The following is a 25,464-nucleotide window of genomic DNA, read 5'->3' as shown; positions in this document are numbered from 1 at the left end:
GTTTCAACATCTTGGGATTCTTTTGGGCTTTAGGAATTTTTGATGACCGAACCGACGACACCGGAGACCCGCCTCTGGACCCCGACGGGTTTTCGCGAGGATGAATGGGCTCATGCCGAAAGCGCGGACGCACTGTCCGGCAATGGCCGCTTCATCCTGCCGCTGCAGGCGTTCCTCGATCTCGATCCGGAGGTGCGCCGGTCCGCCAGCGAACGGCTCGGTGTCGTGCTGCAACCCGGCGATCAGCTCGAGAAGATAGCTGATCTGCTCGAGCAACTGTCGCTGGTGGCGCTGGCCGTTCCGGCCTTCAGCGACGGCCGATCCTTCTCCAAGGGCGAACTGCTGCGCAGCCGCTATCATTTCGAGGGTGCGGTGCGTGCCACCGGCCAGGTGCTGGTCGACCAGCTGCCGCATATGCTGCGGCTCGGCTTCGACGAGTTCGAGATCTCGAATCCGGTGCTGTTGAAGCGCCTCGAAGAGGGCCGCACCGGCGGGTTGGGGCTCTACTACCAGCCAACCGCCGTGCCGGAGCCAAACGGGCCCGGCTATTCATGGCGGCGGGTGCGGGCCAATTAGTGCCGCGTTGACGCAGCGGTAATTCCGCGCGCCTTTACAACGCCCCTGATCGGGCCTTCTCTCGGCCATCCGGACGGAAACATCCGCCGGGTGTGCATGAGTCTTGGAGCGTCCTTTGCGCGTCCTTTGGACGTGCGGCGCTCCAACCGGGAGGAGACCATGGTTTTCGACTATGTCATTGCCGGTGGCGGATCCGCCGGCTGCACGCTTGCCGCGCGGCTCTCCGAAGATCCATCGAAAACGGTTTGCCTGATCGAAGCCGGCGGCGATGGCAGAAATCTGCTCATCCGCGCACCGGCCGGCGTCATAGCGCTGTTGCCGGGCCGGCCGAAGATCAACAACTGGGCTTTCGAGACGGTGCCGCAGCCGGAACTTGGCGGCCGCAAGGGGTACCAGCCACGCGGCAAGGCGCTGGGTGGCTCGAGCGCCATCAATGCCATGCTCTACACACGCGGGCACCGCGGCGACTATGACGAATGGGCCGATCTCGGCTGCGACGGCTGGTCATGGGACGAGGTGCTGCCCTATTTCCGGCGTGCGGAAGGCAATCAGCGTGGCAGCGATGCCCTGCATGGCGGTGACGGACCGTTGCGGGTCGCCGAGCAGCAGGAGCCGCGTGCGCTCTCCCGCGCCTTCATCGAGGCCTGTGGCGAAAGCCAGATCCGGCGCAACGATGATTTCAATGGGGTCGAACAGGAAGGGGCCGGACTGTATCAGGTCACGCAATTCTGGGGCGAATGCCGCAATGGCGAGCGCTGCTCGGCGGCCGCCGCCTATCTGCATCCGGCGATGAACCGGCCAAACCTTACCGTTGTCACCGGAGCGCATGCCACGGGCATCGTCCTTGACGGCAAGCGGGCCACCGGCGTGCGATACCGCGCGGGCAAGGGTGAAGCCGTTGCGAAAGCCAGGCGCGAGGTCATCGTCTGCGGTGGTGCCTTCGGCTCGCCACAACTCTTGTTGCTGTCCGGGATCGGCCCAGCCGTCGAGCTTGCAGCGCACGGAATTCCGGTCGTTCATGAACTGCCAGGCGTCGGCAAGAACCTGCAGGATCATCTCGATTTCATCATGGGCTGGACATCGAGGGATGCCGACATGATGGGCATCGGCCTGCGCGGTCTGCCTAGCCTGTTGCGGCATCTGCGGCGCTGGCGCAAGGATGGCGGCGGTATGATCGCCACGCCCTACGCGGAGGGCGGCGCCTTCCTCAAATCCGACCCGGCGATCGACCGGCCCGACCTGCAACTGCACTTCTGCATCGCCATCGTTGATGATCATGGCCGCAAGCTGCATATGGGCTATGGCTTTTCCTGCCACGTTTGCGTGCTGCGGCCACATTCGCGCGGCGAGGTCGGGCTGTCGACGCCGGATCCGCTGGCGCCACCGCGCATCGATCCGCGTTTTCTGTCCGACGAACGCGACGCCGAGCTGTTGCTCAAGGGTGTCAGAATGATGCGCGGCATACTGGAGGCGCCGGCGCTGGCCAAATACCGCGCCAAGGAAATCTACACCGCCGGCGTTTCGAGCGATGCAGAGCTGATGACCCATATCCGAGCCCGCGCCGATACGATCTATCACCCGGCGGGCACCTGCAAGATGGGCATCGATGATCTGGCGGTGGTCGATCCGCAACTCAAGGTGCGGGGCATACAGGCCTTGCGGGTCGTCGACGCCTCGGTGATGCCGACGCTGATCGGCGGCAACACCAATGCGCCGACGATCATGATCGCAGAAAAGGCGGCGGACATGATCAGGGCGGCTATCTGACCGGAATTCTGGTCGAACCAGTATTGCCGTTTTCGTCTGCCGTGAAACGTCCGGCGCCGATGCAAGTCGTAATGTGCATGAACTGGTCGTACCAATGGTGCGATTTGGTCTTTCTCTTTTGTCGTCCTGCCCTTAGGATAGGTCCATTATTTCGCGATCCGAAATAAATGTGACCACAAGGGAGGAACCGGGAATGGCTGGCAAGAAGATATTGATGCTCGTTGGCGAGTTCAGCGAGGAGTACGAGATTTTCGTCTTTGAACAGGCCATGCATGCGGTTGGCCATACGGTGCATGTCGTCTGCCCCGACAAGAAGGCCGGCGACATTCTGAAGACGTCGCTGCACGACTTCGAAGGCCACCAGACCTATACGGAAAAGCCTGGCCACGACTACATCCTCAACAAGACCTTCGCCGAGGTGAAGCCGGACGACTACGATGCCGTCTATGCGGCGGGCGGGCGCGGGCCGGAATATATCCGCATCGACAAGCGGGTGCAGGCGCTGGTGCGGCATTTCCACGAGGCCGGCAAGCCGATCTTCACCATCTGCCATGGTGTGCAGATCCTGATCGCCGTCGACGGCGTGGTGCGGGGTCGGGAAGTGGCGGCGCTACACTATTGCGAGCCGGAGGTGACGCTCGCCGGCGGCATCTATATCGACGTCGCGCCGACCGGCGCCCATGTCGACGGCAATCTCGTTTCAGCCAAGGGCTGGCCAGGCCTGTCCAATTTCATTCGCGAATGCCTGAAGGTGCTGGGCACGGAGATCCGCCATGGCGAGATCCTGATGCGCGACGAGCGCCAGGCGGCCTGATCCAAGTCCAGGAAAAGCGTGTCCGGTTTTCCGCCCGGAATCACGTCGAAAGACATATCCAGGAGTTGCCAATGCCGCCGCGCCTTATGGTGCGGCGGCTCTTTATGCTGCTGCCCGCGCCTCGCGGAACGACACCAGCTTGCGGCGGTTTTCGTCCCACAACGCTAGTTTGACGCAACGCAGGCTGTCGAGCAGCGTGACGCGACCGATGCCGCGCAGTTCGGGATAATCCCGCAGCACTTCCTGCAGCCGATAGCCCGGCACCTTGGCGGAGAGGTGGTGGACATGATGAACGCCGATGTTGCCGGTGAACCAGTTCAGCACCGGCGGCAGGTCGTAGTAGGACGATCCGTGCAGGGCGGCGTGCTGGAACTCCCAGTCGGCATCCTTTGCCCATTCCGTCTCCTCGAACTGGTGCTGGACGTAGAACAGCCAGATACCGGCCGACCCGGCGAGGATGACGATCGGCAGATGGACAACCAGGAACGCGCCGGGGCCGACGAACCAGATGAGGATAGCTGCCGCAACCGCGATGCCCAGATTGGTGGTCATTGACGACACCCAGGGCGTCAGGCCGCCCCGCATCATGCCGATGGGCAGCCTTTGCTCGAAGATGAACAGCCAGATCGGCCCCAACCCGAACATCACCAGCGGGTGGCGATAGAGACGATAGGCAAGGCGGCCTCGCCACGACATTTGCCGGTATTCGGCAACGGTCAGCGTCCTGATGTCGCCCATGCCGCGCTCGTCAAGATTGCCGGCGCTGGCATGATGCGTCGCGTGCGCGCGCCGCCAGCAGTCGTAGGGCGTCAGCGTCAGGATGCCGAGCGCGCGGCCGATCCAGTCGTCGGCATAGCGGTTGGCGAAGAAGGAGCCATGGCCGCAATCGTGCTGGATCATGAAAATGCGCACCAGAAACCCGGCCGCGGGGAGGATCAGAACCAGACCCCACCAATGGCCATAGGCATAGGCGGCCGAGGACAGTCCCCAGAGCACGGCGAACGGAATGAGGGTGATGGCGAGTTCGACGGTGCTGCGGCGCCTGTCAGGCTTCTTGTAGCGCGCCAGAATCTTAAGCCAGGCGCGCTTGCTGTTGGCGGCCGCCTCAGGGGAAATCATGTTCATCAGGAAGCATAGGCGGGGCGCCCCGCCGCCGCAAGGCAAGCTCACGCAAAATTACTGTGCGTAATTGTCGCGTGGCCCCGGTCGAGCCAGCCAATCGGAGCTTGATCAGCGTGATGGTCCACCCTGGAGCGGAGCTTTGAAGCCCGGTCGCTAGGAGCCCGTTGCTCTCTGTCGCTTGAGCATCGGGTTTCCGCTTTGGGGTCGATCTCTACTCGCGGTCGAGGATGGGACAGCCGCGCTCGGTTCCAAAAGTCACGCGCACGCGGTCGCCATCCTGTCTGCCGCGGACCGTGATCTCCCGGCGGCCGACGGACTCTATCCTTGCCCGACGGATGCCCATTCGGTCCGCCTTGTCGAGAGCCCGGTCCTCCGTGCAGCCTCGTGACTGACGGCGGTCGCGCCGGTAGTCGCGTCGGTTGCCTTCGCAATCGTTGTAATTGGGATCGCAATCTTCCAGGAGCTTCAGCTGCGGGCCGTGTTTGCCCAGTTGCAGCTGCAGACTGTCTGCCTGTGATGGAAAGGCCACCAACGTAACGGCACCGAGGCCGACAAGCGCCGACAGCAATGAGGTGATCGAAACCTTGCGCATTACGTCCTCCATGTGAACCACACTGCATCTGTCATTAGATGGTTCGGCTCTCTCAGGCTATTGCCGATAGAGGTTTGCTGACAAGATTGGTCGTTGGATTACTGCCGGCGCCAGCCGGCGTCACCGTCCTCCGCCCCGTCGAGGCGGTCGAGCAGCTCCCTGAACCGGTCGGGAATGTCGGCGTCGGTGCGGAAGGCCGGCAAGGTACGCAGAAAGCGCGTCACCGTCTCGGCGCCGAACTGTCGCCTGACCTCGGCGGCCAGCTTTTCTCCCTTTTCGCCTTTTTTGCGGGTCATCATCTCAAATCCTGTGTCGGCTTCGAAACTCCTGCAGCAAGGGAATGGTTCCCGCATCACGCGTTTGTGGCAAGCAAAGCCGGCGGTTAGGGTAAAATTTGAATTAAAATCGAGGGATCTTGCCATTCGTTGTCCTGCCCCGGCCGCGAGCCCCCACTATCGCTTACCCCTTGATTTTTGACCGCCAAACCTCGATATCGGGCTCAAAATCCACATCATTCGAGATTGACGGGAAACGGCGATGAGCGACCAGGCAAAAGACGAACGCGCGCCCGATGAAGTCGAGGCGACCGAGGCCAATGCCGAGCGCACGGAAGGCAGCATCGATGGCGACTATGAAGCCCTTGTGCGGCTGCTGAAGGAAAATGAAGAACTGAAGGACCGCGCGCTGCGCGTTGCGGCCGAGATGGAAAACCTGCGCCGCCGCACCGCACGCGACGTGCACGACGCGCGCACTTACGCTGTGGCGAATTTCGCACGCGACATGCTGTCGGTGTCGGACAATCTGCGCCGCGCGCTTGACGCCATCCCGGCCGAGGCCAAGGCATCGGGCGATGCCGGCTTCAAGGCGCTGATCGAAGGTGTCGACCTTACCGAGCGCGCCATGCTGTCGGCGCTGGAGCGGCACGGGGTCAAGAAGCTCACGCCGGAAGGCGAGAAGTTCGATCCCAATTTCCACCAGGCGATGTTTGAGGTGCCCAATCCGGATGTCCCGGCCAACACCGTGGTCCAGGTCGTGCAACCGGGCTATTCGATCGGCGAGCGGGTGCTGCGCCCGGCCATGGTCGGCGTTGCCAAGGGCGGCCCCAAGCTTGCCGCCGGCGAAACGCCGGTCGAGCCGGGGCCTGTCAATGAGCAGGCCGAGAAGGATGCCTAGTTAGGGGAGTGGGCAGTAGGGCAGTAGGGCAGTAGGGCAGTAGGGCAGTAGGGGGCGCTCCAATCGTACGCCTTCGTGCTAAACATACTGCCTTACTGCCCCATTCCCTTACTCTCCTGGTCCTACAATGAACCCGATCGCGCTTCTCGACTATGCCGGTGTCGCCGTCTTTGCCGCGACCGGGGCGCTTGCCGCTTCACGCAAGCAGCTCGACATTATCGGTTTCCTGTTCCTGGCCAGCGTCACCGGCATCGGTGGCGGCACGTTTCGCGACCTGATCCTCAACGTGCCGGTGTTCTGGGTGGGAAACCGCGACTATGTGCTGATCTGCGCGGTGGTGGCGGTTGTGGTGTTCTTCACCGCGCACCGCGTCGAATCCCGCTACAAGCTGCTGCTCTGGCTCGACGCCATCGGGCTTGCCGCGTTTTCCGTGATGGGCGCGGCCAAGGGACTTGCCATCACCGGCTCGCCGGCGGTGTCGGTGATCACCGGCATGCTGACCGCCACATTCGGCGGTATCCTGCGTGATCTTCTGGCCGGGGAGCCTTCGGTGCTGCTGAAGCCGGAAATCTATGTCACGGCCGCGCTCGTGGGTGCCGCCATCTTCACAGCCGGCGATGTCGCCGGCTTGCCACAGATTGTTTCAGGATGGGCCGGCTTCGCCACGGCGTTCGCCGTGCGCGGCGGCGCGCTTCGTTTCGGCTGGGCGTTTCCCCCCTACAAGAGCCGGCCCGGCCGGCGGCCGGAAGACATCCCGTGAAAAGAAGGGGATAGCGAATAGGGAGTAGCGGATAGTGGCTGTTGCCGCGCAACTCCCGGCACTACGTCCTATTCGCTATTCACGCCGCGAAACGCTGGGCTTCCCCGCCATAATAATTGACGTAGCGGGCGCCGATTTCCTTGACCGGCATCACGACGAACACGTCGACCGTCGAGAATTCGCGGTCGATGACGCAGCCATCGCCGATGCGGGCGCCGACGCGCAGGTAGCCCTTGACCAGTGGCGGCATCGCCGCGATCGCCGCCTTGGCGTTGACCGCCTCGATCGGCATCAGATCCATCGAACAGTAGCGTCCGGACACCGCGCGCACGTCCCAGGCGGAATTCGTCCGGCAGTGGTGGGCGAGATAGGTGAGCGCCTCGGCATGCGCCGCCGGCACGGTGCCGTGGAAGGAAGCGCAGCCGGTCATCACACCGATTTCGTAATGGTTGATATAGGCCCAGATACCTTGCCACAGCGCCTCGATGGTGCGCTTCGAGCGGTATTCCGGCAAAACGCAAGAGCGGCCGAGTTCCAGAAAACGCTGGCCGGGGTGACGGGCGATGAGCTTGGTCAGCTCGAATTCGCCTTCTGAGTAGAACCCGCCAGCGGCGGCCGCGATTTCTTGCCGCAGCAGGCGATAGGTGCCGACGATGCGGCGATGTTCGGGGCCGGAGAGCGAGGTATCGAAGACAAGCAGATGGTCGCAGAGCGGATCGAACCGGTCGGCGTCGCGGCGATCCTGTGCCTGGAACAAATCTTTCCTGGCGCCAAGTTCATCGTAAAACACCCGGTAGCGGACTTCCTGTGCGGCCGCGATCTCGGCCTCGTTGCGGGCGAGCCGCACTTCGAGATTACCGATTCGGGCGAGTGCTGCGCCCTTTATGACGGAATCGACGTTACGCCCGGCAAGCAAGGCGCTGCTGGCGTTCGGCCGAGTGTCACATTCCGGCATAACTGTATGCACGAGTGATTCTCCTTCGAGCCATCCCTCTTGGCACGGGGATACGGTGTAGGTGCAACAGGATTGTGACAGTACCGTGATACGACGTCGTGGGCAATACTTCGTCGGCTGGCGAATACGGGCAACCGGCTACGTTACGGGAGGAAACGGACCGGCGCAGAGGAAGAAAAGCGGCTCAGGCCGCGACCTGTCCCTCGACGGCATTGACCAGCGCGTCAGGGTCGAGTGGCTTGGTGACGAAGCCGCTGGCGCCATGGGCCAGCACCGCATGGCGGGTCTTTTCCTGGCTGTCGGCTGACAGCACCATGATCGGCACCGGCGGCACGGCGGTTTCCTCCTCGTGGCGGCGGATGGCGGCGATCGCGTCCAGTCCGTCCATGACCGGCATGTGCAGATCCATCAGAACCACGTCGAAGCGGTTCTTGTGTCCGGCGCCGGTGACAGCCTCGACGGCGGCCTTGCCATTGCCGACCACCTTGACGCGGTGCCCGGCCTTCAGCAGCGTGGCGCGGGCAAGCATGGCGTTGATGTCATTGTCCTCGGCGATCAGCACCGACAGTCCCCGCTGGCGGCTGCCGATGGCACGAGGTGCGGGGGCGCCACCCTTTTCCGGCTGCGGCTGGGTGAGGGTGGGAGCATGGCTGCTCAACAGCACACGCAGAAGCGTTCCGCCCCGCACCGGCCTGGCAAGGAACGTTGCGTAGCCGCTGGCGCGGAACTCGCCGAGCATGCCGCGATCGGTCGGAGCGATCAGCGTGATGGCCTCGCATTCGGCGAAACCGCTCTGGCGCAGGCGCTTGAGCAACCTTCCGTCGCTCTCTTCCATGGCCGCGTCGACCAGGAGCACATCGCAGCCGTCGGCGAAGGGCGCCGCCTGCGCGGCGGTGGTGGCGACGTCGACCGCGCCGCCATTGGCGCGGATGGTGCGGGCGATGGCATCGGCCTCGACGGCGTTTTTTCGACAGGATCACCGCGCGCTTGCCCGAGAGCGCGTTCTGCCGGCTCTGCGGTGCTTCGGTGGCCGATATTGCCGGGATTTCGAAGACGAATTCGGATCCCTGGCCGAGCCGGCTGGATACTGAAATCGCGCCGCCCATGGCCGCCACCAGGCGTCTTGAGATGGCAAGGCCGAGGCCGGCCCCGCCATGCGTGCGCGTCGACGTGCCGTCGGCCTGTTCGAACTCTTCGAAAATGCGCTCCAGGTCCTCCTCATGCAGACCCGGACCGGTATCGGCGATGGTGAAGCAGATACGGTCGGTGGTTTCGGTGCGTGCGCGTGCGATGCTCACCAATACGCCGCCGCTGTCGGTGAACTTGATGGCATTGCCGATGAGGTTGAGCAGCACCTGCCTGACCTTGCCCGGATCGGCGGTGATCAATTGCGGCACGTCGGGCTCGACGTGACAGCCCAGCCCGATATCCTTGGCGAAGGCGCGGGCGGCGAGCAATTCGACGATGTTGTCGGCGATCTCGCGCACCGACATCGGCTGCGGCTCCGGGTCGAAGCGTCCAGCCTCGATCTTGGAGTAATCCAGCAGATCCTCGATCAGGGCGAGCAATGCGCTGGCCGAGGTCGAGACGGCGCCGACATAGGTCTGCTGTTCCGGCGACAGGCTGGTGTCGGCCAGCAACCTGGCCATGCCCATGATGCCGTTCATCGGCGTGCGAATTTCATGGCTGACGGTGGCAAGGAAGCGCGATTTGGCCTGGCTGGCGTATTCGGCCCGCTCGCGAGCGGTGATCAGTGAGGATTCGGCTCGTTTCCGGGCGGTGATGTCGCGGGCGATGGCGCGATGCGAAGCGGCGCCGCTGTCCTTGTCGCGCACCGACAGTTCGATCCATGAGAACCAGCGCGGACCGCTCGGCGTACGGATGGAGACGTCGGTGGAACTCAGGCACTCATGGTCGGAAAAGGCGGCATCCGGAACGATGCCGACATCGATGCCAAGGTCCGCCAGGGTCTTGCCGGCAAGGTCGCGTTGATCGGTTTCGACGAGATCCGCGAAGACCTTGTTTGCATAGACGATGTAGCCATCGCGGTCGCGATGAATGACGAGGTCGCCAAGTGCGTCGATCAGGCCACGAAAGCGTTCCTCGCTCTCCTGCATTTCCCACATGCGGTCGGCCAGCGTCTCGATCTCGGCGCGGCTGCGGGCAGTGGTCTCGTCAAGCAGGAACGCGGTACGGTGTACGCTCCGCCTGGCGTGCAGGTGCGTGGCAAGGCCGGCGAGGCCTGTTGCCAGCAATCCGACGCTGATGAAGATCGGCGCCCCGGTCAGATGCGCCAGGCCGGCCAGCACGACGATGGCGACAAACGTCAGCAGGGGCAGGCTTTCGCGCGTGGAGAACTGCGGCTCGGGCACCAGCGGCGGCGCGACGACAAAGCGCCGCGTCGACGCCGGCGGAGTCGCCGCATCGATGTCTTCGCCTGTGTCCGCCTGTTGGCTGCCGGATTCCGCGATCATGCGAAACCCTTGCCAGACAGAGATTATGGAAGATTGCGGCGGATCGTTCGAATTTTAGCGGATCGGCGTTTTCTGCGCCGGCAGCCGCGGATTCGCTGGCAGGCGAGGCCTTTCCATCCGCCTGTTATGAGGCCGTACTGGCTTACATATCCACGACGACGCGGCCGCGGATCTTGCCGTCGACGATGTCGTGCGCGGCATCGATGATGCCGTCGAAACCTATGGTTGTCGACAGGCCGGCGAGCTTCTGCAGATCGAGGTCGGTGCCGATGCGCCGCCATGCTTCGAGGCGGACTGCCTTCGGCGCCATCACCGAATCGATGCCGAGCAGCGAGACGCCACGCAGGATGAAGGGGGCGACGCTCGTCGGCAGGTCCATGCCGCCGGCCAGACCGCAAGCAGCAACCGCACCGCCATAGGAGGTCATCGACAGGACGTTGGCCAGCGTGTGGCTGCCGACCGCGTCGATGCCGCCGGCCCAGCGCTCCTTGGCCAGCGGTTTGGCCGGCTGGGCAAGCTCGTCGCGCGATATCACTTCGGCGGCGCCAAGGTTGATCAAATAGGGGCTTTCGGCGTTGCGGCCGGTCGACGCGATGACGTGGTAGCCGAGGCTGGACAGGATCGAGACCGCGACCGAGCCGACGCCGCCGGCTGCTCCCGTGACCACCACCGGGCCGCGATCGGGCAGGATGCCGTGCCGCTCCAGCGCCATCACGCAGAGCATGGCGGTATAGCCGGCGGTACCGACCGCCATCGCGTCATGCGGGCTCATGCCTTGCGGCAGCGGCACCAGCCAGTCGCCCTTGACGCGGGCGCGGCCGGCATAGGCACCGAAATGGGTTTCACCGACGCCCCAGCCGTTCAGGATGACCTTGTCGCCGGCACGCCAGTCGGCATGGGAAGACGAGGTGACGGTGCCGGCGAAATCGATGCCCGGCACCAGCGGCCAGCGGCGGATCACCGGCGCCTTGCCTGATATCGCCAGGCCGTCCTTGTAGTTCACCGTCGTCGCCTCGACTGCGATGGTGACGTCGCCTTCCATCAGGTCGGCTTCGGTGAGATCGGTCACGGCTACCGATTGCTTTTTCTCGGCGTCACGCGAAACGAGGATGGCTTTGAAGGTTTCGGACATCTCTTTCTCCGCGATCTTGTTTGGCGACGTGGACTGTGCGGCGATGGCCGCACGGGGTCAATCGTTCGAAGGTCTGGGCTCGCGCCGCCAGCCGAACAGTTCGTCGAAGACGACCAGCGCCGCGCCCACCGAGATGAAGGCGTCGGCAAGGTTGAAGACGGCGAAGGACCAGACCTGTGTGTGGAACAGGATGTAGTCGATGACGTGGCCGTAGACGGCGCGGTCGATCAGATTGCCGAGAGCGCCGCCGACGATCAGCGCAAAGCCGGTGCGGGCAAGGATCTGGGATGGCGCGATCCGCGTCCCCAGGAACAGCACGAAGGCAACGACCGCCAGCGAGATGACGATCAGCCCGGTGTCGCCGAAGGACGAGAACATCGAGAAGGCGATGCCGGTGTTGTAGGTGCGAAACAGCGCCAGGAAAGGCACCAGATCGAGCTTTTCCTGAAACGGCAGGCCAGTCTCGACCAGATATTTTATCCACTGGTCGAGCGCTATGGCCGCGACGACGAGCAGCGCGTAGGGGGACCATGATTTCAAGGGCGGGCAACCTTCATTGCTGGTCCACGACTGGTTCGAGCTTCAGCGCGCCGCGCCGGATCTCGAACAGCATGACGCCGGTGGCAACGGCAAGATTGAGCGAATCGGCCCGGCCCGCCTGCGGAATTCTAAGCAGCCTGTCGCAACTCGCGGCCAGGCTTTCGGGCAGCCCCTGCTGTTCGTTGCCCATCATCAGCAGCACCGGGCCGCGGGAAAAATCGACCGAGCGGTAGTCGACGGCGCCTTTCAGGTGGGTGCCGGCGACAAGACCTGAAAATCCGCCTCGCCAGGCGAGGAAAGCTTCGGTCGTCGCCCTGGCTACCGGCACGGCAAAGATCGAACCCATGGTGGCACGCACCGTCTCGACGGAAAAGGGATCGGTGGTGTCGCCGACCAGGATGACGCCCTTGGCGCCGACGGCATCGATGGTGCGGATGACGGTGCCGAGATTGCCGGGATCGCGCACCCGGTCGAGCGCCACCCAGACGTCGCCATTGTCGGCGCGGACATCCTTCAAGGGCAGGAATCTCTGCGAAAAGACGCCGACCACCATTTGCGGATTGTCACGGCGGGTGATGGCGACAAGCACCTTTTCCGACACTTCGAGCACCGTGCCGCCGGCGGCAACCGTGCGTGCGGCTACTTTCTCCACCGCGGCGTTGCCACGCCCGGCCTTGGCGAAAACCAGTGTCCTGATCTGCCAGCCGAGATCGAGCGCGTCGATGACCAGCTTCAATCCCTCGGCCATGAAGGCGTTCTGCTGATCGCGGAATTTCTTCTGGGCGAGCGCCTTGATGTCCTTGACCAGCGGGTTGGCGAGGCTGGTGACTTCCTTCACCAGCCCGGGTGCGCCTGCATGCCGCTCGTTCATTCAGGCCACCCAACGCGAAAACAATGAGGTCGATAGCGCCCGGCCGGCGGACTTCTCACGGATGATCAGCTCACCCGATTCGACCGTGCCGCCCATGCCGGCAAAGGTGTCGCGCGTCAAGGCATGAATGGCGAAGAACGAGGCGCGGATCGAATAGGCGGTCAGCACCACGGCAAGCGGCTTCGGTGTCAGGATCGCGCGACAAAGGTCGGTCAATGCCGGCAGGTCCTCGAACAATTGCCAGACCTCGCCCTTGGGGCCGCGGCCATAGGCCGGTGGGTCGAAAAGGACGATGTCGTAGCGGCTGCCGCGGCGTTCCTCACGCTCTGCGAATTTCACCGCGTCGTCGACGATCCAGCGGATCGGCTTGCTGCCGAGCCCGGCCATTTCCTGGTTCTCGCGGGCCCAGCCGACCGCCTTCTTCGAGGCATCGACATGGGTGACCTCAGCACCGGCGCGGGCCGCCACCAGCGAGGCGAGGCCGGTATAGCCGAACAGATTTAGTACCTTGACCGGCCGTTTCGCGGCCGCAATCAACCCGGCCATGTGGTCCCAGTGCGAGGCTTGTTCGGGAAAGACGCCGACATGGCGAAACGAGGTGAAACGGCCGAGATAGTCGATGCCGTCATGCTTCATCGGCCAGGTCTCGCCGAGCGGCGTCTTCGGGAAGCGCCAGCGGCCGATGCCCTCCTCGTCGGTGTCGCCGGTGAAGATGGCGTCGGCGCGCTCCCAGTCTTTTGCCGGCAAGGCCTTTTGCCAGATCGCCTGGCCCTCGGGCCGCACGATGCGGTAGGGCCCGTATTGTTCGAGCTTCTGCCCGGCACCGCTGTCGAGCAGCGCATAATCGGCATTCGGCGCCACTTCGAGGATCACAGGAAGATGTTCGGTGGGCAGGGCGCCGTCGCGGCGGGCAAGGACGCGCGGCGCCGATTTCGGCTCGGAGCGCTCATCGGTTCTGGCCTCATGCGGCGCGTGCGGCCTGGCGTCCGGCCTTGCCGCGCCACGCCCCTCATGCGGGCGCGCCTCTGCGGTTCCGCCCTTCGCGGGCGAGCGGTTGTCGCGGCGTTTGTCGCGAAAAGACTTCAAGCGGGAGCATCTCCGAGCGGCGTGGCCGCTTTTGGCATGAGGACAGCGGCGGTGCAACAAGCGATGGCCTGCAGAGTGATTGGAGCAGGCTGGAAGCCGTGGCGTTCGAAACAGTGCGGCGGGTGTTGCAGCATTACACTTGTTTTTTCGTGCGCTTCGTTTACGAGGCCCGCATTGTTTTCTGGAATGGGAGCGAAAGATGACGAACATCTTCACCGCGCACCCCTCGAGGGTTCCGGCCTAAGCCAGCATCTTTGCTGACTGCCGCCGGTCGAACGGATGCCTGATGGCGTCCGCATTCTGACCTGTATCCAGAAGTGTTCCATCATGGGCAATTTGACCGGGGGCTTAGCCTCCTCTTCGCCGCGCGTTGTCGCGACGGCGCATATCCAGCATTGTTTTTCACCGCGCACCTGGATCGAAGGTGCGGCGCTTCAGCAGTTGCAAACGGTCGCGGCTCTGCCCGGCGTTACCTCGGTTGCGGCTTTCCCGGACCTGCATCCCGGCAAATATGGTCCGACCGGAATTGCCGTGTTGTCGGAACGGCTGCATCCGCAGCTGATCGGCAATGACATTGGCTGCGGCATGTCGTTGTTCGAACTCGATTTGCCGCTGCGCAAACTCAGGATCGACAAGGCCGTCGAATGCCTTCGCCAGATCGAAGCGGAGGATATCGACCCGCACGCCGCGCTCGCGGCTGCGGACCTGCCGCTGGATCTCTATCCGAACGCGCTGGGCACGATCGGCGGCGGCAATCATTTCTGCGAGTTGCAGGCGGTCGATCAGGTGATCGAAACGGCTGATGAAGGCCGCTTCGACCGCCAGAAGCTCTATCTCCTGGTGCATTCCGGCTCGCGTGGGCTGGGTGCCTTTGTGTTCGGGCAGATGCTCGACCTTCAGTCAGCGGTCACGGCCGGGCTCGACCCAAAGTCGGCCGCGGGACGGAGTTGGCGTCGCCAGCATGATCTCTGCGTCACCTGGGCATCGCTCAACCGCAGGCTGATCGCCGAGCGTGCGGCAAGCGCCCTGCGCAGCGATGTCCGGCTGGTGGCCGACGTACCGCATAATCTTGTCCGCGACCGGGCCGATGGTTTCGTCCACCACAAGGGATCGGCCGCGGTGCGAATGGGGGATATCGCACCGATCGCGGGTTCGCGCGCCAGCCTGAGCTATGTCGTGCGGGCACTCGACGGGACGGGTCCATCGCTGGGCGGCATCTCGCACGGCGCCGGCCGCAAATACGACCGCGCCACCATGCATGGCCGTGCCGGGCGCAACAGGTCGGAGCGCGACGCCTTGCTGAGAAACGTGTGGGGAGGGCAGCTGATCTGCGATGACCGCAACCTGGTCGTCGAGGAAGCGGCTTCCGCCTACAAGGATGCCGGGCAGGTGGTGCAAGATCTCGCCGATGCCGGCCTGGTCGTGACGCTTGCGGCGATGAAACCGCTGGTGACCTACAAGAAGGCGATAGACGGTCCGCCCGACCGGACACGCAAGAAGCCATCGCGTGAACGCGTTCCAAGGAGGGCAGACCATGGCCGCAATTGACATGCTTGTCACATCGGGCAGCGGACCGGTGGAATGCCGCATTGCCCTGATGGCACTGGTCGATATCATCGAGAGCGAAGCCGGTCGGCTTGGCTGTACGATCGAAGTTACGCTTGGCCACAAACCGGACCGGCATGGCGCCAAATCCGCCATACTTAGCGTTGAGGGGCGCAACGCCGAGGCACTTGCTGAGGAGTATTGCGGCACCGTCAAGTTCGTCTTCAAGAGCCCGGTGCGGCTGGGACACAAGCGGCAGAACTGGTTCGTCGGCGTGCAGACCGTCGATTTGACGGAGGCCGCTGCCGTGTCGGTCGCATCGTCCGATGTCCGTTTTGAAACCTTGCGGGCCGGCGGTCCCGGCGGACAGCATCAGAACACCACCGACAGTGCGGTGCGGGCCGTTCATCTGCCGACAGGCATTGTTGTCACGGCCCGCAACGAGCGCTCGCAACACCGCAACAAGGCGATCGCTCTGCGGCGGCTGGAAGCGATGCTGCGCGTCCTTGCCGACCGTGAAATCGACATGTCGAAGACGCAGATGTTCGTTGCCAACAAGGCCTTGGAACGCGGCAACGAAGTCAAGGTATTCCATCTCTGACGTCGCGGATTGGACCACTGCACAGTTCCGAGCGAGATGCATTATCGTGGAGACAACAAAGCCGGAGAATCATGTCCCGCTCAGAACGCCTGCTCGACCTGATCCAGACGCTGCGCCGGCACCGCCGGCCGGTGAGCGGGCAGGCGCTGGCCGATGAGCTCGGGATTTCGATCCGCACGCTCTACCGCGACATCGCCACGCTGCAGGGCCAGGGCGCACCGATCGAGGGTGAGGCAGGACTGGGCTACGTGCTCAAGCCCGGCTTCATGCTGCCGCCGCTGATGTTCAGCGACGAGGAGATCGAAGCCATCGTGCTCGGCTCGCGCTGGGTCGCCAAGCAGCCGGACCAGCGTCTCTCGGCCGCTGCCGCCAACGCGTTGGCCAAGATCGCCGCCGTGTTGCCAGACGATCTGCGCGAGGATCTCGATGCGAGCACGTTACTCGTCGGGCCTCCCGCCGCGGCCATCGAGGGCATCGACCTCGGCCTTGTGCGGCAGGCCATCCGCAACGAGCGCAAGCTCGGCTTCTTGTACCGCGATGCCGGTGGCGCCGCCTCCGAACGCGTGGTCTGGCCGTTTGCTCTGGGGTTCTTCGACAAGGTGCGTGTGGTGGTGGCGTGGTGCGAGATGCGCCAGGACTTCCGGCATTTTCGCGCCGATCGCATAACTGGCCTCAACACCACCGATACGCGCTATCCGCGCCGTCGCCAGGCGCTGCTGAAGGAATGGCGGGCGACGCTCGACAAGCCGCGCGGTTCGTGACGGCTACTGCCAGAATCTGGGTAGTGGGTCAGTTTGAAATCCAAACTGACCCACTACCGGAATTTGCAACATGGCGGAAAGAATGAGCGCCAAGGACTTGCCGACCAGCTTCATCGTGCACAGCCGGCGCTTCGCGGGCCTAGGTAGGTCGTGGGCCAACAAAGGCCCGGACAGTGTCGCTGCGCACCTGACGGGTGCGCATACACCAGCAACGCTTGACAGCAACCCCGACAGCCTTATCCAGGTGCATCAAGCTGAGTGGCTGGTGCCATCACGACACGTCATACTGCTGCGCCAGCGAGGCGGAAAGCTGGTCGGCGAAACGGGCAGCGGCCACCGGTAGGGTGCGGCCCTTGAGTTGGCCGACATAGAGCATGCCAGCGGGCACGTCGCGCGGGTCGAGCGGCCGGGAGATCATGTCACCAGTCATCGTCTGGTGGGACAGGCCAATTGGGAAATGGAAGGTGATGATATCCTCCGAGATAGCGTGGTTGCGCAGGAATTCGAAGCTGTCCGATTGAATCACCGGCTCCAGCTGCAGCGATGACGATTGCGCCCCGATGTCGAGCAGGTAGCGCACGCCGTAACTTGATGTGGGAAGCGCGATTGGATAGTCGAGGCAAGCGCGCAAGCGCACCGTCTCGTGAGAAGCCAGCGGATGATCGGGCCGCATAACCGCATGCACTGGCTGGTGCACCCGCATCAGCGTCATGAAAGCAGCGAGCCGGGTTGGCTCGTAGACGATGGCGATGTCGGCCGTGTGATCGACCAAGGCACGCTCGGCCTCCTCCCGGTCGCGCAGGTGCACTCCGAAGGTCACATTCGGATGTTCCTTGCGGTAGAGTGAGATCTGCATCGGCAGGTGGTAGGGCAATAGCGCCTGGCTGCAGGCGATCGCCACATGGCCGCGCCGGGCGCCAGCAAGGTCTGCAATCTGCGATTTCACGTGCTCCATATCGGATAACTGGTTGCGCATGTGCTGCACTAGAAGCTCGCCGGCGCTGGACAATCGCACGCCGTGAGGCAGTCGCTCGAAAATCGCAACGCCGAGTTCGGCCTCCATCGCCAATATACGCCGGTTGAGCGCCGTCGAGGTTATGGCGAGCAATTCCGCGGCGGCGCGGATCGAACCGGTCTTGGCCACCACATTGATATAGTGAGCGGAGTTCAGGTAACGCATCGGCGGCCTCTGGCATCACCGCTGCAATTTTTGCAGCAGGCTGAACAAAACATAGCACAAGACAGCAGCACGTCATCGAGATAATTAATTCGCAGCGCTCCCATCTCCGGTGACTTGGCTAGCAACCAGCTCCGACAAGAGCTTTTTTGCGATCTTCAAATACTGATCAAACAATTGCCTGCTAGACCACGCCAGCGCCGGCTCGATTGTGCCAAGATCGGAAATCATGGAGCAACCGAACCGTAGATGCAACTTCAACCTGAAGGAACGACTAGATGACGTCGACCATCTCTTCCAGACTTACCTTCCTTGTATTTACCGCCGGATGCCTCGCATTGGCGTTACTCTTCCATTACGCACCGGCTGGGGATTTTCCCTCGAAATATGCCAGGACCGCCCCGGCGGGGCTGGCCGCGCAACCGACGCGCATAGACATCGACAACGAGGCGCACGCGATCCGCTTCTACATCGACGGCAATCAGGTCGCCGTGCTCGACGAGTCTGGTTTCAAGCCATGAGGCCACAGAGCCAGGAGAGCAAAACCGTCAGGAAATTCGTTATGTCAGGGCTGTTCGTCGTGCTTGCCCTGTCGCAGACGGCGGAGGCCCAGAAGAAAGTCCCGGTGACGCAGGACGTTGCCGCCAAGGCCGAGCAGGCCAAGCCGCCGCTGGACAACATGGCCACAGGCGGGGTCAAGCCCGCGGCGCAGGCAAATGTGCCGGCCGCCGACGGGTCGCAGTACCCGCCGGCACTGTATTTCAATTTCCAGTAGGTCGTTGCTTGCCGGCGCGGGGATCGACGACCTCCGCGCCACGGGGGGTCGGCGCCGACCTTGGAGCGATTGCCCGCTTGATGAGGCGGCGGCAAGCAGGAAAGCTCGGCGGGAGGCTGGCGGGGGCCAACGCGGCGCCGGTCGTCGGCTCGCAGAGCTTGGTATCGTCCTGCCCGGGCCGCTGAAGCTGCCGCCTGGCATGGTGCTGCCCTTTTCCTGGGTGAATGTGCGCGGCGACCGGGCCTTGATTTCCGGGCACGGGGCGCAGGAGCCGGACGGCTCGCTGGCCGTGCCGTTCGGCGTCGTCGGCGACGATGTCACGCTGGACGAGACCGGCCTGTCGGCGCGCAAGGTCGGCCTGTCGATGCTTGGCAGTGGGTAACTGACCCACTGCCAGATTCTGACAGCAGCTCATCCTATGGTCGGCAAGTCGAAACGCTGAACCTTGGAGAGCTGACATGGCCGCCCCGAACTTCATCATCCTCTATGTCGACCAGCCGCAGCAGAGCGGCGCCTTCTACAGTGCGCTGCTCGGTCGCGAGCCGGTCGAAAGTTCGCCGACCTTCGTGCTGTTCGTGCTCGATGCGGGCTTCAAGCTCGGCCTCTGGTCGCGCCATACGGTGGTGCCGGCCGCAGCCGCGTCAGGCGGCGGCACCGAAATCGTCTTTGCGCTGGATGCGCCGGACGCGGTCGACGCTACCCATGCCGACTGGGCTGGGCGCGGGCTGAAAATCCTGCAGACGCCGACCGACATGGATTTCGGCCGTACCTTCGTTGCGCTCGATCCCGACAACCATCGCCTGCGCGTTTACTGGCTGTCCGACGGGGAACAGGCCAACGGGGAACGCAAATGAGCGCGCATTGGATCGCGGTGGCGTCGGCCGAACATGTCCGGCGCGGGCGGCATGGCGGCTTCATGCAGGTCAATCACGGCAAGGCGGCACCGCTGCGCCGCATAAAGCCCGGTGATGGCATCGTCTATTATTCGCCGACCACCATTTTCGGCGAAAAAGATGGCCTGCAGGCGTTCACGGCGATCGGCGCGGTGCGGCAAGGCGAACCCTATCAGGGCGAGATGGGCGGCGGCTTCACGCCGTTCCGGCGCGATGTCGCGTGGGCAATGGCCGAGGAAACAGCGATCAAACCGCTGCTCGACAGGCTGGAGTTCACAGCCGGCAAGTCGAACTGGGGTTATCAGCTTCGCCTTGGCCTTTTCGAACTCAGCGCGCATGATTTTTCGCTGATCGCCGAGGCGATGGGCGCAAAAATGGCTGCGGTAGAAAACTAAGCCACGAGCGCCTTGTAGACGGCAATGCCGGCGGCAAGATCCTCGAGCGCTGCGCCGACCGACTTGAACAGTGTGATCTCACCGGCGCTCTCGCGGCCCTTTTTCTCACCGCGCGCCAGTTCGTGCAGATCGGCGACTATGGCGTCGGGCTTCAGCACGCCGGAGGCCAGCGGCTGGACGATGTCGCCAGCCTCCTTGGAGGCGCCGGCGCGGGTGTCGACATAGACGCGGGCGATCGCGATCGCGTCATCGTCGCTTTCGCGCATCGTCGGGGTGAAGCCGCCGACCAGGTCGACATGGGTGCCCGGCCGCAGCAATGTGCCCTTGATCAGAGGCGTTGTGGTGATCGTCGCCGAGGAGATGATGTCGGCCTGCCCAAGTTCGGCATCGAGATCACTTACGGCGCTGGCCGCGAAGCCTTCGGCGCGCAGATCGGCGGCGACCTTCTCGGCATTGGCCGGCGTGCGGTTCCAGATGCGGATGGTCTTGATCGGCCTCACGGCGCAATGCGCCTTGGCGAGGAAGGGTGACAGCGCGCCGGCGCCGACCACAAGCAGCCGCGAGGCATCGTCGCGGGCGAGGTAGGAGGCGGCCAACGCCGAAGCGCAGGCGGTGCGCCATTGCGTCAGCCGCTGGCCGTCGATCAGGGCTTCGGGTTCGCCGGTGGCGCCATTGAGCAGGAGATAGAGCCCCATCACCGCGGGCTTGCCGATCGTGTTGTTGTCGGGCGAGACGGTGACGATCTTGACGCCGATGTGACCGCTGGCCGACGTGCCGGCGGCGTTGAAGTCGGTCCAGGCAGGCATCAAAAGCAGCGTCGAGGCGGCGCCGTCGGGCCGTTCGACCGTATGGTGATGCCTTACCGGCTGTACGGCACCATCACGAAACGCCGTGCGCAGCGTCTCGACCAGGCCGGGAAAGGTCAGCGCATGATCGACCTCGGCGGCCAAAATGGTCAGCATGGAAAACTCCGTGGAGCGAAAACCGCCGACCGGCGGTTCAAGTGGTCGGTTTCGGCAAGGCTGATGCTTGGGCCGATCCTTGGGCCGACCCTGGGACCGGGCCTTGCGGCGCCGCTGGCGCGCGGCTGACTGCCTGGCGCAGGTTCTCGGCCTCGACGCCGCGCTGGCGCGCCAGCTTGCGGTAGCGGCCCTGCTTGACCCAGGTTGCCAGGCTGCCGACGACCATGCCGACGGCGAGAGCCAGGAACAGGAAGATGAACAGCGGCAAGGTCAGCGTCAGCTTTGGATTGCCGGGATTGAACGGGTCCAGCGTGAAGGCGACCAGTTCGCGGTTGGCGACGGCGAGCGCGATCAGGATGACCGCCAGGGGCACGAAGACCACGATGAGCATGAAGCGATTGAACATGATGTTTTCCGTCGGAAGCTGGCCGAAAGGCCGTCTGGCGCTGACGCCGCGCCTACTTGCCGCCGTTCAGCCTTTCACGCAGCTCCTTGCCGGTCTTGAAGAACGGCACCCATTTTTCCTCGACCTCGACGGATTCGCCGGTGCGCGGATTGCGGCCGGTGCGGGCGGGACGGTTTTTCACCGAAAAAGCGCCGAAGCCACGCAGTTCGACCCGGTTGCCTTCGGCAAGAGCGTCGGTGATCTCATCGAAGATCGCGCCGACGATGTTTTCGACGTCGCGCAGGAAAAGATGCGGATTACGCGTGGCAATAATCTGCACAAGTTCGGACTTGATCATGAGACGGGTCCCCGTGAAAGCAGTGCGGTCAAAATTATGAGGATGATTTTATTTGCTTTTTTCACTTGCCCCAAACGGCATCTCAAGGGTGCCAGACGGAAACGAGACCGTCAAGAAACAAGCGGTCGGCGCCCAGTTCATGAATAACATCGCCGCTGTAGGCCGGCAAACCGAGTGCGCTGCCGATCGTTTGCGCCATCGCTTTCGAGAACAAGAAGCCGCCGCGGCTTTCCGTGTCTTTCCATTCGATCACCTTGAGCTTGGCGTCGACGCCCTTGGTCGCCAGCCAGCCGACAGCTTCGGTCTCGCCGCCGACGGCGTCGATCAGCCCGTTGGCGACGCCCTGGCGGCCGGTGAAGATCGAGCCGTCGGCGAGCGCCAGCGCTTGCTCGCGGGTCATCTTGCGGCGTTCGGCAACGATGCCGACGAACCAGTCGTAGCTGTCGAGGATGAGCTTGCGGACCATGGCGCGCTCGTCGTCATTGGTCGGCTTGAAAGGAGACGGCGAGGCTTTCAGCGGCGAGGATTTCACTTCCTCCAGCTTGACGCCGAGCTTGTCCATCAGGCCGCTGACATCCGGATACTGGATCAGCACGCCGATCGAACCGACGATCGAGGTCTTGCGGGCAACGATGTGATCGGCGGCACTGGCGATCATGTAGCCCGCCGACGCGGCGAGCGTGCCGACTTCGGCGACCACCGGCTTGTCGGCGGCCAGCTTGCGCACCTCTTCATAGATCGATTCACCGCCGACCGTGGTGCCGCCAGGCGAATCGATCGACAGGATCACGCCTTTCACCTTCGACGACTGGCGGATGGTTTCCAGCCGCTTGATCAGTTCCTCGTCCTCGGTGATGGTGCCTTCGATCCTGACCTTGGCTATGTGGTCGACGGCCGAGCCGGTGAAGTCGTCGCCGTAGAACCAGGCTGAAAGCGCAATCACCCCGAGTGCCACGATACCGATGGCGGCAACGCGCCAGAACGTCAGCTTGCGCCGCAGGCGGCGGCGGTCGATCAGGTCGTCGGCTCTCAGTGCCATGGTCAGCCTTTCAGTCGGCGGGAAGACACGCTTCTAGACCATGATCCGCCCATCTGGAAGCAATTCTCTTTCCGGTGCGACGAGACAATCCGCGCGGATTGTCGAAATGGCCGTGCCGGATGCACGATCGATTGGGGTGGCCAGGCGGGCATCCGCCCCTCTCCAGGCACAGGTCTCTTCACGCATTTGTGCAATCGCCGCGAGGTTCGGCGACGGGATCGACAGATGACAATCTTACGCCGCATGGCTGTTTCTGCTAATGAAGAACGTGCAGTTGTGCAGATCTCGTTTTCATCTGTACAAAAGCGGCCGTCACATTTTTGCAGTTTTCATGGGCTTGTGCTTGCTTGAAGGCGCGGGCGTCCCACCTATAGGCGGTGTTTCCAGGTGGGCAGGGGTTTAGAAGAAAGCAGTGAATGTTAGCGCGACCGATTGAACCGACCAACGACGAGACGGAGTTGGTCCCACCGGCGGACGGCCGGATGCGCGGCGATGCTTTCGACCGCGCGCAACGTCATTCGCGCCGCGTGCGCGTTCTCAAGTTTGCAGTGCCGCTGGCTGCGGCACTGATCGCCATTGCTTTCCCGGTCTATTCCTATCTCGCCGCACCCGTCTCCGTGACGGTTCAGGCGGAAGGCACCGCCTTTTCCAACGGCAAGCTGGTGATGGCCAATCCCAAGCTCAACGGGTTCACCAAGCAGAAGCAGCCCTATTCGATGACGGCGCTGCGCGCCATCCAGGATGTCAGCACGCAAGGGATCATCGAACTGGAAGGTATCGACGCCAAGGTGCCGGTTGGGCCTGACAATGTGGCGGCGATCAAGGCCTCGCGCGGCACCTACGATCGCAACGGCAATACGATGAACCTGACCAGCGACGTTACCATCACCACAACCGACGGCATGCAGGCCAAGTTCAAATCGGTCTTCCTCGACATGGGCAAAGGCACTATGAAGACGGGAGATCCCGTCGATGTCAGCCGTGAGGGGTCACGGATCACGGCGGATTCGATGTCGGTCCAGGACAATGGCAGGGTCCTGGTTTTCGAGAACAAAGTGCGCGTCAACATCGATTCCGCCGCCTTGAAAACGGCAGAGGGAAACAGCGGAGAAACCAATGCGGCTCAGTAGTTCGACGCGGCTCGCGGCTGCAACTTCGGCGTTGCTGCTGCTCGGACTGGTGCCGTCCTTGGCGCAGTCGACCAGCCAGTCAGGTCTCAAACTGTCGGGCGACAAGCCGATCCAGATCGAAAGCGACAAGCTGGAAGTCCGCCAGGCCGACAATGTCGCCATCTTCACCGGCAATGTCAGCGTCGTCCAGGGGCCGACTTTGATGAAGGCCGGCAAGATGACGGTCTATTATGTCAAGGATCCCAACGCCGCGGCCAAAGGCACGGAAGCCGCGGGTGCTGCGATGACCGGCTCGGCCAACATCGATCATCTGGAAATCTCCGACAAGGTTTACATCAAGTCGGATGCGCAGGTCGCGACCGGCGATCAAGGCAGCTTCGATATGAAGAGCCAGGTTCTGGTGCTGTCGGGCAAAAAGGTCGTTCTGTCGCAGAACGACAACGTCCTGGTCGGCTGCAAGCTCGTCGTGCAGATGAAAACCGGGTTGGCCCAGGTTGATCCATGCGCTGGGCAACGTGTCCAGATGTCGATCACACCGCCGCCGAAATCGGGAGCGGCGAACCCCTGATGGCCAGCCTGTCGTCGCTGACGGCGCGTCTTACGGGACGGGCCGCCGGCAAGCTTTCGGCGCCGGCCACGGTGACCGCCGATAAGAGAAAGTTCAAGGGGACCCTGATCGCCAAGGGTCTGACCAAGAGCTACAAGGGCCGCAAGGTCGTCAGCGGCGTCACCATCGGCGTGCGCGCCGGCGAGGCTGTCGGACTGCTCGGCCCCAACGGCGCCGGCAAGACGACCTGCTTCTACATGGTCACCGGCCTGGTGCCGGTGGATGAGGGCACGATCGAGATCGACGGCTTCGACGTCACCTCGATGCCGATGTACCGCCGCGCGCGTCTCGGCATCGGCTACCTGCCGCAGGAGGCCTCGATCTTTCGCGGCCTGAGCGTCGAGCAGAACATCCGCGCCGTGCTCGAAGTGGTCGAAAAGAGCCGCAAGGAGCGCGAGCGCAATCTCGACGAACTGCTCGAGGAATTCCACATCAGCCATCTGCGCAAGGCGCCGTCCATGTCGCTTTCCGGTGGCGAGCGGCGGCGCCTGGAAATCGCGCGTGCGCTGGCGACGCGTCCGGCCTACATGCTGCTCGACGAGCCTTTTGCCGGCATCGATCCGATCGCCGTCGCCGATATCCAGCAATTGGTGCGCCATCTGACGGCGCGCGGCATCGGCGTCCTCATCACCGATCACAATGTGCGCGAAACGCTCGGCCTGATCGACCGCGCCTACATCATCCATGCCGGTCAGGTGCTGACCCATGGCCGGGCCGACGAAGTGGTGGCAAATCCGGATGTCCGGCGGCTCTACCTCGGCGAGGGTTTTACGCTCTGAGCGTGAAATTTGTTTCCTGACACGATTTTTGGTGCCCGGACGCCCCATTTTCTTCGATTTTGTTGCCCGATAACGCTCTGGTAAGCGAGTTTTGCTAGCTTTTGCCTTGACAAGCAAAAGCTGGGCCAGTTTCTATGACCGGCTGCAAAAATTCCTGTCCGGAAGCCCGGATGCGTAGACGAGGCGTTTGAAACC

29 protein-coding genes and 1 pseudogene are annotated in these 25,464 nt (G+C 63.4%); 16 read left to right on the top strand and 14 right to left on the bottom strand.

All coding sequences use genetic code 11. The features are described 5' to 3' along the window. Positions 1-42: 42 nt before the first annotated feature. The 3 genes from ACFSOZ_RS27155 (at position 43) to ACFSOZ_RS27145 (ending at position 3,157) form a co-directional block, all read left to right on the top strand. Complete coding sequence (locus tag ACFSOZ_RS27155) at positions 43-576, top strand: DUF934 domain-containing protein (protein WP_379103023.1); 534 nt, start codon at positions 43-45, stop codon at positions 574-576. Positions 577-735: 159 nt separating this feature from the next. Continuing rightward, positions 736-2,343, top strand: a complete 1,608-nt coding sequence (locus tag ACFSOZ_RS27150) for a GMC family oxidoreductase (RefSeq protein ID WP_379103020.1) — start codon at positions 736-738, stop codon at positions 2,341-2,343. 193 nt (positions 2,344-2,536) lie between these two features. After that, positions 2,537-3,157: a DJ-1/PfpI family protein gene (locus tag ACFSOZ_RS27145; RefSeq protein ID WP_258596473.1), complete on the top strand. Its 621-nt coding sequence runs from the start codon at positions 2,537-2,539 to the stop codon at positions 3,155-3,157. A gap of 102 nt (positions 3,158-3,259) precedes the next feature. Here the strand turns inward: ACFSOZ_RS27145 and ACFSOZ_RS27140 are convergent, their stop codons facing one another. The 3 genes from ACFSOZ_RS27140 to ACFSOZ_RS27130 form a co-directional block, all read right to left on the bottom strand. Then, a complete protein-coding gene (locus tag ACFSOZ_RS27140; protein WP_379103018.1) occupies positions 3,260-4,282 on the bottom strand; it encodes a fatty acid desaturase in 1,023 nt (340 codons plus the stop codon). A gap of 208 nt (positions 4,283-4,490) precedes the next feature. Next, entirely contained in the window at positions 4,491-4,871 is a 381-nt protein-coding gene (locus ACFSOZ_RS27135; protein WP_379103015.1) for a hypothetical protein, read from the bottom strand. Between the two features lie 98 nt (positions 4,872-4,969). Beyond that, positions 4,970-5,170, bottom strand: a complete 201-nt coding sequence (locus ACFSOZ_RS27130; RefSeq protein WP_379103014.1) for a hypothetical protein — start codon at positions 5,168-5,170, stop codon at positions 4,970-4,972. A gap of 238 nt (positions 5,171-5,408) precedes the next feature. Here ACFSOZ_RS27130 and grpE point away from each other — a divergent pair, with 238 nt between their 5' ends. Continuing rightward, on the top strand, positions 5,409-6,044 hold the full coding sequence (gene grpE / locus ACFSOZ_RS27125) for a nucleotide exchange factor GrpE (protein ID WP_379103012.1): 636 nt from the start codon (positions 5,409-5,411) through the stop codon (positions 6,042-6,044). 127 nt (positions 6,045-6,171) lie between these two features. Continuing rightward, positions 6,172-6,804, top strand: a complete 633-nt coding sequence (locus ACFSOZ_RS27120) for a trimeric intracellular cation channel family protein (RefSeq protein WP_379103010.1) — start codon at positions 6,172-6,174, stop codon at positions 6,802-6,804. A gap of 79 nt (positions 6,805-6,883) precedes the next feature. Here ACFSOZ_RS27120 and olsB read toward each other — a convergent pair whose 3' ends face one another. The 6 genes and pseudogenes from olsB to ACFSOZ_RS27090 form a co-directional block, all read right to left on the bottom strand. Next, positions 6,884-7,759 carry a l-ornithine N(alpha)-acyltransferase gene (gene olsB, locus ACFSOZ_RS27115; RefSeq protein WP_379103255.1) on the bottom strand — a complete coding sequence of 292 codons (876 nt, stop codon included), beginning with the start codon at positions 7,757-7,759 and terminating at the stop codon, positions 6,884-6,886. A 184-nt stretch (positions 7,760-7,943) separates the two neighbouring features. After that, a pseudogene (locus tag ACFSOZ_RS27110) lies at positions 7,944-10,233 on the bottom strand (hybrid sensor histidine kinase/response regulator). A gap of 142 nt (positions 10,234-10,375) precedes the next feature. Beyond that, positions 10,376-11,365, bottom strand: a complete 990-nt coding sequence (acuI, locus tag ACFSOZ_RS27105) for an acrylyl-CoA reductase (NADPH) (protein ID WP_379103008.1) — start codon at positions 11,363-11,365, stop codon at positions 10,376-10,378. A gap of 57 nt (positions 11,366-11,422) precedes the next feature. Continuing rightward, positions 11,423-11,905: a signal peptidase II gene (lspA, locus tag ACFSOZ_RS27100; protein ID WP_379103007.1), complete on the bottom strand. Its 483-nt coding sequence runs from the start codon at positions 11,903-11,905 to the stop codon at positions 11,423-11,425. Positions 11,906-11,918: 13 nt separating this feature from the next. Further along, positions 11,919-12,776 carry a TrmH family RNA methyltransferase gene (locus ACFSOZ_RS27095; protein WP_379103004.1) on the bottom strand — a complete coding sequence of 286 codons (858 nt, stop codon included), beginning with the start codon at positions 12,774-12,776 and terminating at the stop codon, positions 11,919-11,921. Next, positions 12,777-13,862 (bottom strand): RsmD family RNA methyltransferase, encoded by a 1,086-nt coding sequence (locus ACFSOZ_RS27090; RefSeq protein WP_379103001.1) that lies wholly within the window; start codon positions 13,860-13,862, stop codon positions 12,777-12,779. Between the two features lie 327 nt (positions 13,863-14,189). On the opposite strand from ACFSOZ_RS27090, the gene ACFSOZ_RS27085 reads away from it, so the two are divergent. The 3 genes from ACFSOZ_RS27085 (at position 14,190) to ACFSOZ_RS27075 (ending at position 16,769) form a co-directional block, all read left to right on the top strand. Next, entirely contained in the window at positions 14,190-15,410 is a 1,221-nt protein-coding gene (locus tag ACFSOZ_RS27085) for an RNA ligase RtcB family protein (protein ID WP_379102999.1), read from the top strand. Further along, positions 15,397-16,008 carry a peptide chain release factor H gene (gene prfH, locus ACFSOZ_RS27080; RefSeq protein ID WP_379102997.1) on the top strand — a complete coding sequence of 204 codons (612 nt, stop codon included), beginning with the start codon at positions 15,397-15,399 and terminating at the stop codon, positions 16,006-16,008. Before ACFSOZ_RS27085 ends, prfH begins: the two co-directional genes overlap by 14 nt. A gap of 71 nt (positions 16,009-16,079) precedes the next feature. Beyond that, positions 16,080-16,769 carry a helix-turn-helix transcriptional regulator gene (locus tag ACFSOZ_RS27075; RefSeq protein ID WP_379102994.1) on the top strand — a complete coding sequence of 230 codons (690 nt, stop codon included), beginning with the start codon at positions 16,080-16,082 and terminating at the stop codon, positions 16,767-16,769. A gap of 271 nt (positions 16,770-17,040) precedes the next feature. On the opposite strand, the gene ACFSOZ_RS27070 is transcribed toward ACFSOZ_RS27075, so the two are convergent. Next, on the bottom strand, positions 17,041-17,949 hold the full coding sequence (locus tag ACFSOZ_RS27070; RefSeq protein WP_379102991.1) for a LysR family transcriptional regulator: 909 nt from the start codon (positions 17,947-17,949) through the stop codon (positions 17,041-17,043). A gap of 275 nt (positions 17,950-18,224) precedes the next feature. Here ACFSOZ_RS27070 and ACFSOZ_RS27065 point away from each other — a divergent pair, with 275 nt between their 5' ends. The 5 genes from ACFSOZ_RS27065 to ACFSOZ_RS27045 all read left to right on the top strand — a co-directional run bounded on the left by ACFSOZ_RS27065 (position 18,225) and on the right by ACFSOZ_RS27045 (position 20,009). Continuing rightward, positions 18,225-18,467: a hypothetical protein gene (locus tag ACFSOZ_RS27065; protein WP_379102988.1), complete on the top strand. Its 243-nt coding sequence runs from the start codon at positions 18,225-18,227 to the stop codon at positions 18,465-18,467. A gap of 41 nt (positions 18,468-18,508) precedes the next feature. Continuing rightward, the gene (locus tag ACFSOZ_RS27060; protein ID WP_379102985.1) at positions 18,509-18,721 is read left to right on the top strand and encodes a hypothetical protein; all 213 of its coding nucleotides are present in this window, start codon (positions 18,509-18,511) and stop codon (positions 18,719-18,721) included. A gap of 199 nt (positions 18,722-18,920) precedes the next feature. Continuing rightward, positions 18,921-19,103 carry a hypothetical protein gene (locus ACFSOZ_RS27055; RefSeq protein ID WP_379102984.1) on the top strand — a complete coding sequence of 61 codons (183 nt, stop codon included), beginning with the start codon at positions 18,921-18,923 and terminating at the stop codon, positions 19,101-19,103. A gap of 76 nt (positions 19,104-19,179) precedes the next feature. Further along, entirely contained in the window at positions 19,180-19,575 is a 396-nt protein-coding gene (locus ACFSOZ_RS27050; RefSeq protein WP_379102982.1) for a VOC family protein, read from the top strand. After that, a complete protein-coding gene (locus tag ACFSOZ_RS27045; protein ID WP_379102981.1) occupies positions 19,572-20,009 on the top strand; it encodes an EVE domain-containing protein in 438 nt (145 codons plus the stop codon). Before ACFSOZ_RS27050 ends, ACFSOZ_RS27045 begins: the two co-directional genes overlap by 4 nt. On the opposite strand, the gene lhpI is transcribed toward ACFSOZ_RS27045, so the two are convergent. The 4 genes from lhpI to sppA form a co-directional block, all read right to left on the bottom strand. Beyond that, positions 20,006-20,971: a bifunctional Delta(1)-pyrroline-2-carboxylate/Delta(1)-piperideine-2-carboxylate reductase gene (lhpI, locus tag ACFSOZ_RS27040; RefSeq protein WP_379102978.1), complete on the bottom strand. Its 966-nt coding sequence runs from the start codon at positions 20,969-20,971 to the stop codon at positions 20,006-20,008. The genes ACFSOZ_RS27045 and lhpI overlap by 4 nt on opposite strands. Positions 20,972-21,008: 37 nt before the next feature. Then, a complete protein-coding gene (locus tag ACFSOZ_RS27035) occupies positions 21,009-21,377 on the bottom strand; it encodes a DUF1049 domain-containing protein (protein ID WP_379102976.1) in 369 nt (122 codons plus the stop codon). A 52-nt stretch (positions 21,378-21,429) separates the two neighbouring features. Beyond that, positions 21,430-21,714 carry an integration host factor subunit beta gene (locus ACFSOZ_RS27030; protein WP_006200394.1) on the bottom strand — a complete coding sequence of 95 codons (285 nt, stop codon included), beginning with the start codon at positions 21,712-21,714 and terminating at the stop codon, positions 21,430-21,432. An 82-nt stretch (positions 21,715-21,796) separates the two neighbouring features. Then, positions 21,797-22,753, bottom strand: coding sequence for a signal peptide peptidase SppA (sppA, locus tag ACFSOZ_RS27025; protein ID WP_379102973.1), 957 nt, complete (start codon positions 22,751-22,753; stop codon positions 21,797-21,799). A gap of 416 nt (positions 22,754-23,169) precedes the next feature. On the opposite strand from sppA, the gene lptC reads away from it, so the two are divergent. From lptC to lptB, 3 genes are read left to right on the top strand one after another with little or no spacing between them, the layout of a single operon-like run. After that, positions 23,170-23,883, top strand: a complete 714-nt coding sequence (lptC, locus tag ACFSOZ_RS27020) for an LPS export ABC transporter periplasmic protein LptC (RefSeq protein ID WP_379102971.1) — start codon at positions 23,170-23,172, stop codon at positions 23,881-23,883. Continuing rightward, positions 23,870-24,451 carry an LptA/OstA family protein gene (locus ACFSOZ_RS27015; RefSeq protein WP_379102969.1) on the top strand — a complete coding sequence of 194 codons (582 nt, stop codon included), beginning with the start codon at positions 23,870-23,872 and terminating at the stop codon, positions 24,449-24,451. Before lptC ends, ACFSOZ_RS27015 begins: the two co-directional genes overlap by 14 nt. Beyond that, positions 24,451-25,269, top strand: coding sequence for an LPS export ABC transporter ATP-binding protein (lptB, locus tag ACFSOZ_RS27010; protein ID WP_379102967.1), 819 nt, complete (start codon positions 24,451-24,453; stop codon positions 25,267-25,269). The genes ACFSOZ_RS27015 and lptB overlap by 1 nt, the downstream gene beginning before the upstream one ends. Positions 25,270-25,464 lie beyond the last annotated feature (195 nt).

The sequence above is a fragment of the Mesorhizobium newzealandense genome, assembly GCF_042682145.1.
GTDB classification, from domain to species: domain Bacteria; phylum Pseudomonadota; class Alphaproteobacteria; order Rhizobiales; family Rhizobiaceae; genus Mesorhizobium; species Mesorhizobium newzealandense.
Note: the sequence above shows the minus strand (reverse complement) of the source record. Positions and strands in the feature narration are given on the sequence as shown.

Bases quoted from the DNA above. Each gene is read 5' to 3' on its own strand.
- ACFSOZ_RS27155 (WP_379103023.1), top strand. From the start codon at position 43: ATGACCGAACCGACGACACCGGAGACCCGCCTCTGGACCCCGACGGGT.
- ACFSOZ_RS27150 (WP_379103020.1), top strand. From the start codon at position 736: ATGGTTTTCGACTATGTCATTGCCGGTGGCGGATCCGCCGGCTGCACG.
- ACFSOZ_RS27145 (WP_258596473.1), top strand. From the start codon at position 2,537: ATGGCTGGCAAGAAGATATTGATGCTCGTTGGCGAGTTCAGCGAGGAG.
- ACFSOZ_RS27140 (WP_379103018.1), bottom strand. From the start codon at position 4,282: ATGAACATGATTTCCCCTGAGGCGGCCGCCAACAGCAAGCGCGCCTGG.
- ACFSOZ_RS27135 (WP_379103015.1), bottom strand. From the start codon at position 4,871: ATGCGCAAGGTTTCGATCACCTCATTGCTGTCGGCGCTTGTCGGCCTC.
- ACFSOZ_RS27130 (WP_379103014.1), bottom strand. From the start codon at position 5,170: ATGATGACCCGCAAAAAAGGCGAAAAGGGAGAAAAGCTGGCCGCCGAG.
- grpE (WP_379103012.1), top strand. From the start codon at position 5,409: ATGAGCGACCAGGCAAAAGACGAACGCGCGCCCGATGAAGTCGAGGCG.
- ACFSOZ_RS27120 (WP_379103010.1), top strand. From the start codon at position 6,172: ATGAACCCGATCGCGCTTCTCGACTATGCCGGTGTCGCCGTCTTTGCC.
- olsB (WP_379103255.1), bottom strand. From the start codon at position 7,759: ATGCCGGAATGTGACACTCGGCCGAACGCCAGCAGCGCCTTGCTTGCC.
- acuI (WP_379103008.1), bottom strand. From the start codon at position 11,365: ATGTCCGAAACCTTCAAAGCCATCCTCGTTTCGCGTGACGCCGAGAAA.
- ACFSOZ_RS27095 (WP_379103004.1), bottom strand. From the start codon at position 12,776: ATGAACGAGCGGCATGCAGGCGCACCCGGGCTGGTGAAGGAAGTCACC.
- ACFSOZ_RS27085 (WP_379102999.1), top strand. From the start codon at position 14,190: ATGGGCAATTTGACCGGGGGCTTAGCCTCCTCTTCGCCGCGCGTTGTC.
- prfH (WP_379102997.1), top strand. From the start codon at position 15,397: ATGGCCGCAATTGACATGCTTGTCACATCGGGCAGCGGACCGGTGGAA.
- ACFSOZ_RS27075 (WP_379102994.1), top strand. From the start codon at position 16,080: ATGTCCCGCTCAGAACGCCTGCTCGACCTGATCCAGACGCTGCGCCGG.
- ACFSOZ_RS27070 (WP_379102991.1), bottom strand. From the start codon at position 17,949: ATGCGTTACCTGAACTCCGCTCACTATATCAATGTGGTGGCCAAGACC.
- ACFSOZ_RS27065 (WP_379102988.1), top strand. From the start codon at position 18,225: ATGACGTCGACCATCTCTTCCAGACTTACCTTCCTTGTATTTACCGCC.
- ACFSOZ_RS27060 (WP_379102985.1), top strand. From the start codon at position 18,509: ATGTCAGGGCTGTTCGTCGTGCTTGCCCTGTCGCAGACGGCGGAGGCC.
- ACFSOZ_RS27055 (WP_379102984.1), top strand. From the start codon at position 18,921: ATGGTGCTGCCCTTTTCCTGGGTGAATGTGCGCGGCGACCGGGCCTTG.
- ACFSOZ_RS27050 (WP_379102982.1), top strand. From the start codon at position 19,180: ATGGCCGCCCCGAACTTCATCATCCTCTATGTCGACCAGCCGCAGCAG.
- ACFSOZ_RS27045 (WP_379102981.1), top strand. From the start codon at position 19,572: ATGAGCGCGCATTGGATCGCGGTGGCGTCGGCCGAACATGTCCGGCGC.
- lhpI (WP_379102978.1), bottom strand. From the start codon at position 20,971: ATGCTGACCATTTTGGCCGCCGAGGTCGATCATGCGCTGACCTTTCCC.
- ACFSOZ_RS27035 (WP_379102976.1), bottom strand. From the start codon at position 21,377: ATGTTCAATCGCTTCATGCTCATCGTGGTCTTCGTGCCCCTGGCGGTC.
- ACFSOZ_RS27030 (WP_006200394.1), bottom strand. From the start codon at position 21,714: ATGATCAAGTCCGAACTTGTGCAGATTATTGCCACGCGTAATCCGCAT.
- sppA (WP_379102973.1), bottom strand. From the start codon at position 22,753: ATGGCACTGAGAGCCGACGACCTGATCGACCGCCGCCGCCTGCGGCGC.
- lptC (WP_379102971.1), top strand. From the start codon at position 23,170: ATGTTAGCGCGACCGATTGAACCGACCAACGACGAGACGGAGTTGGTC.
- ACFSOZ_RS27015 (WP_379102969.1), top strand. From the start codon at position 23,870: ATGCGGCTCAGTAGTTCGACGCGGCTCGCGGCTGCAACTTCGGCGTTG.
- lptB (WP_379102967.1), top strand. From the start codon at position 24,451: ATGGCCAGCCTGTCGTCGCTGACGGCGCGTCTTACGGGACGGGCCGCC.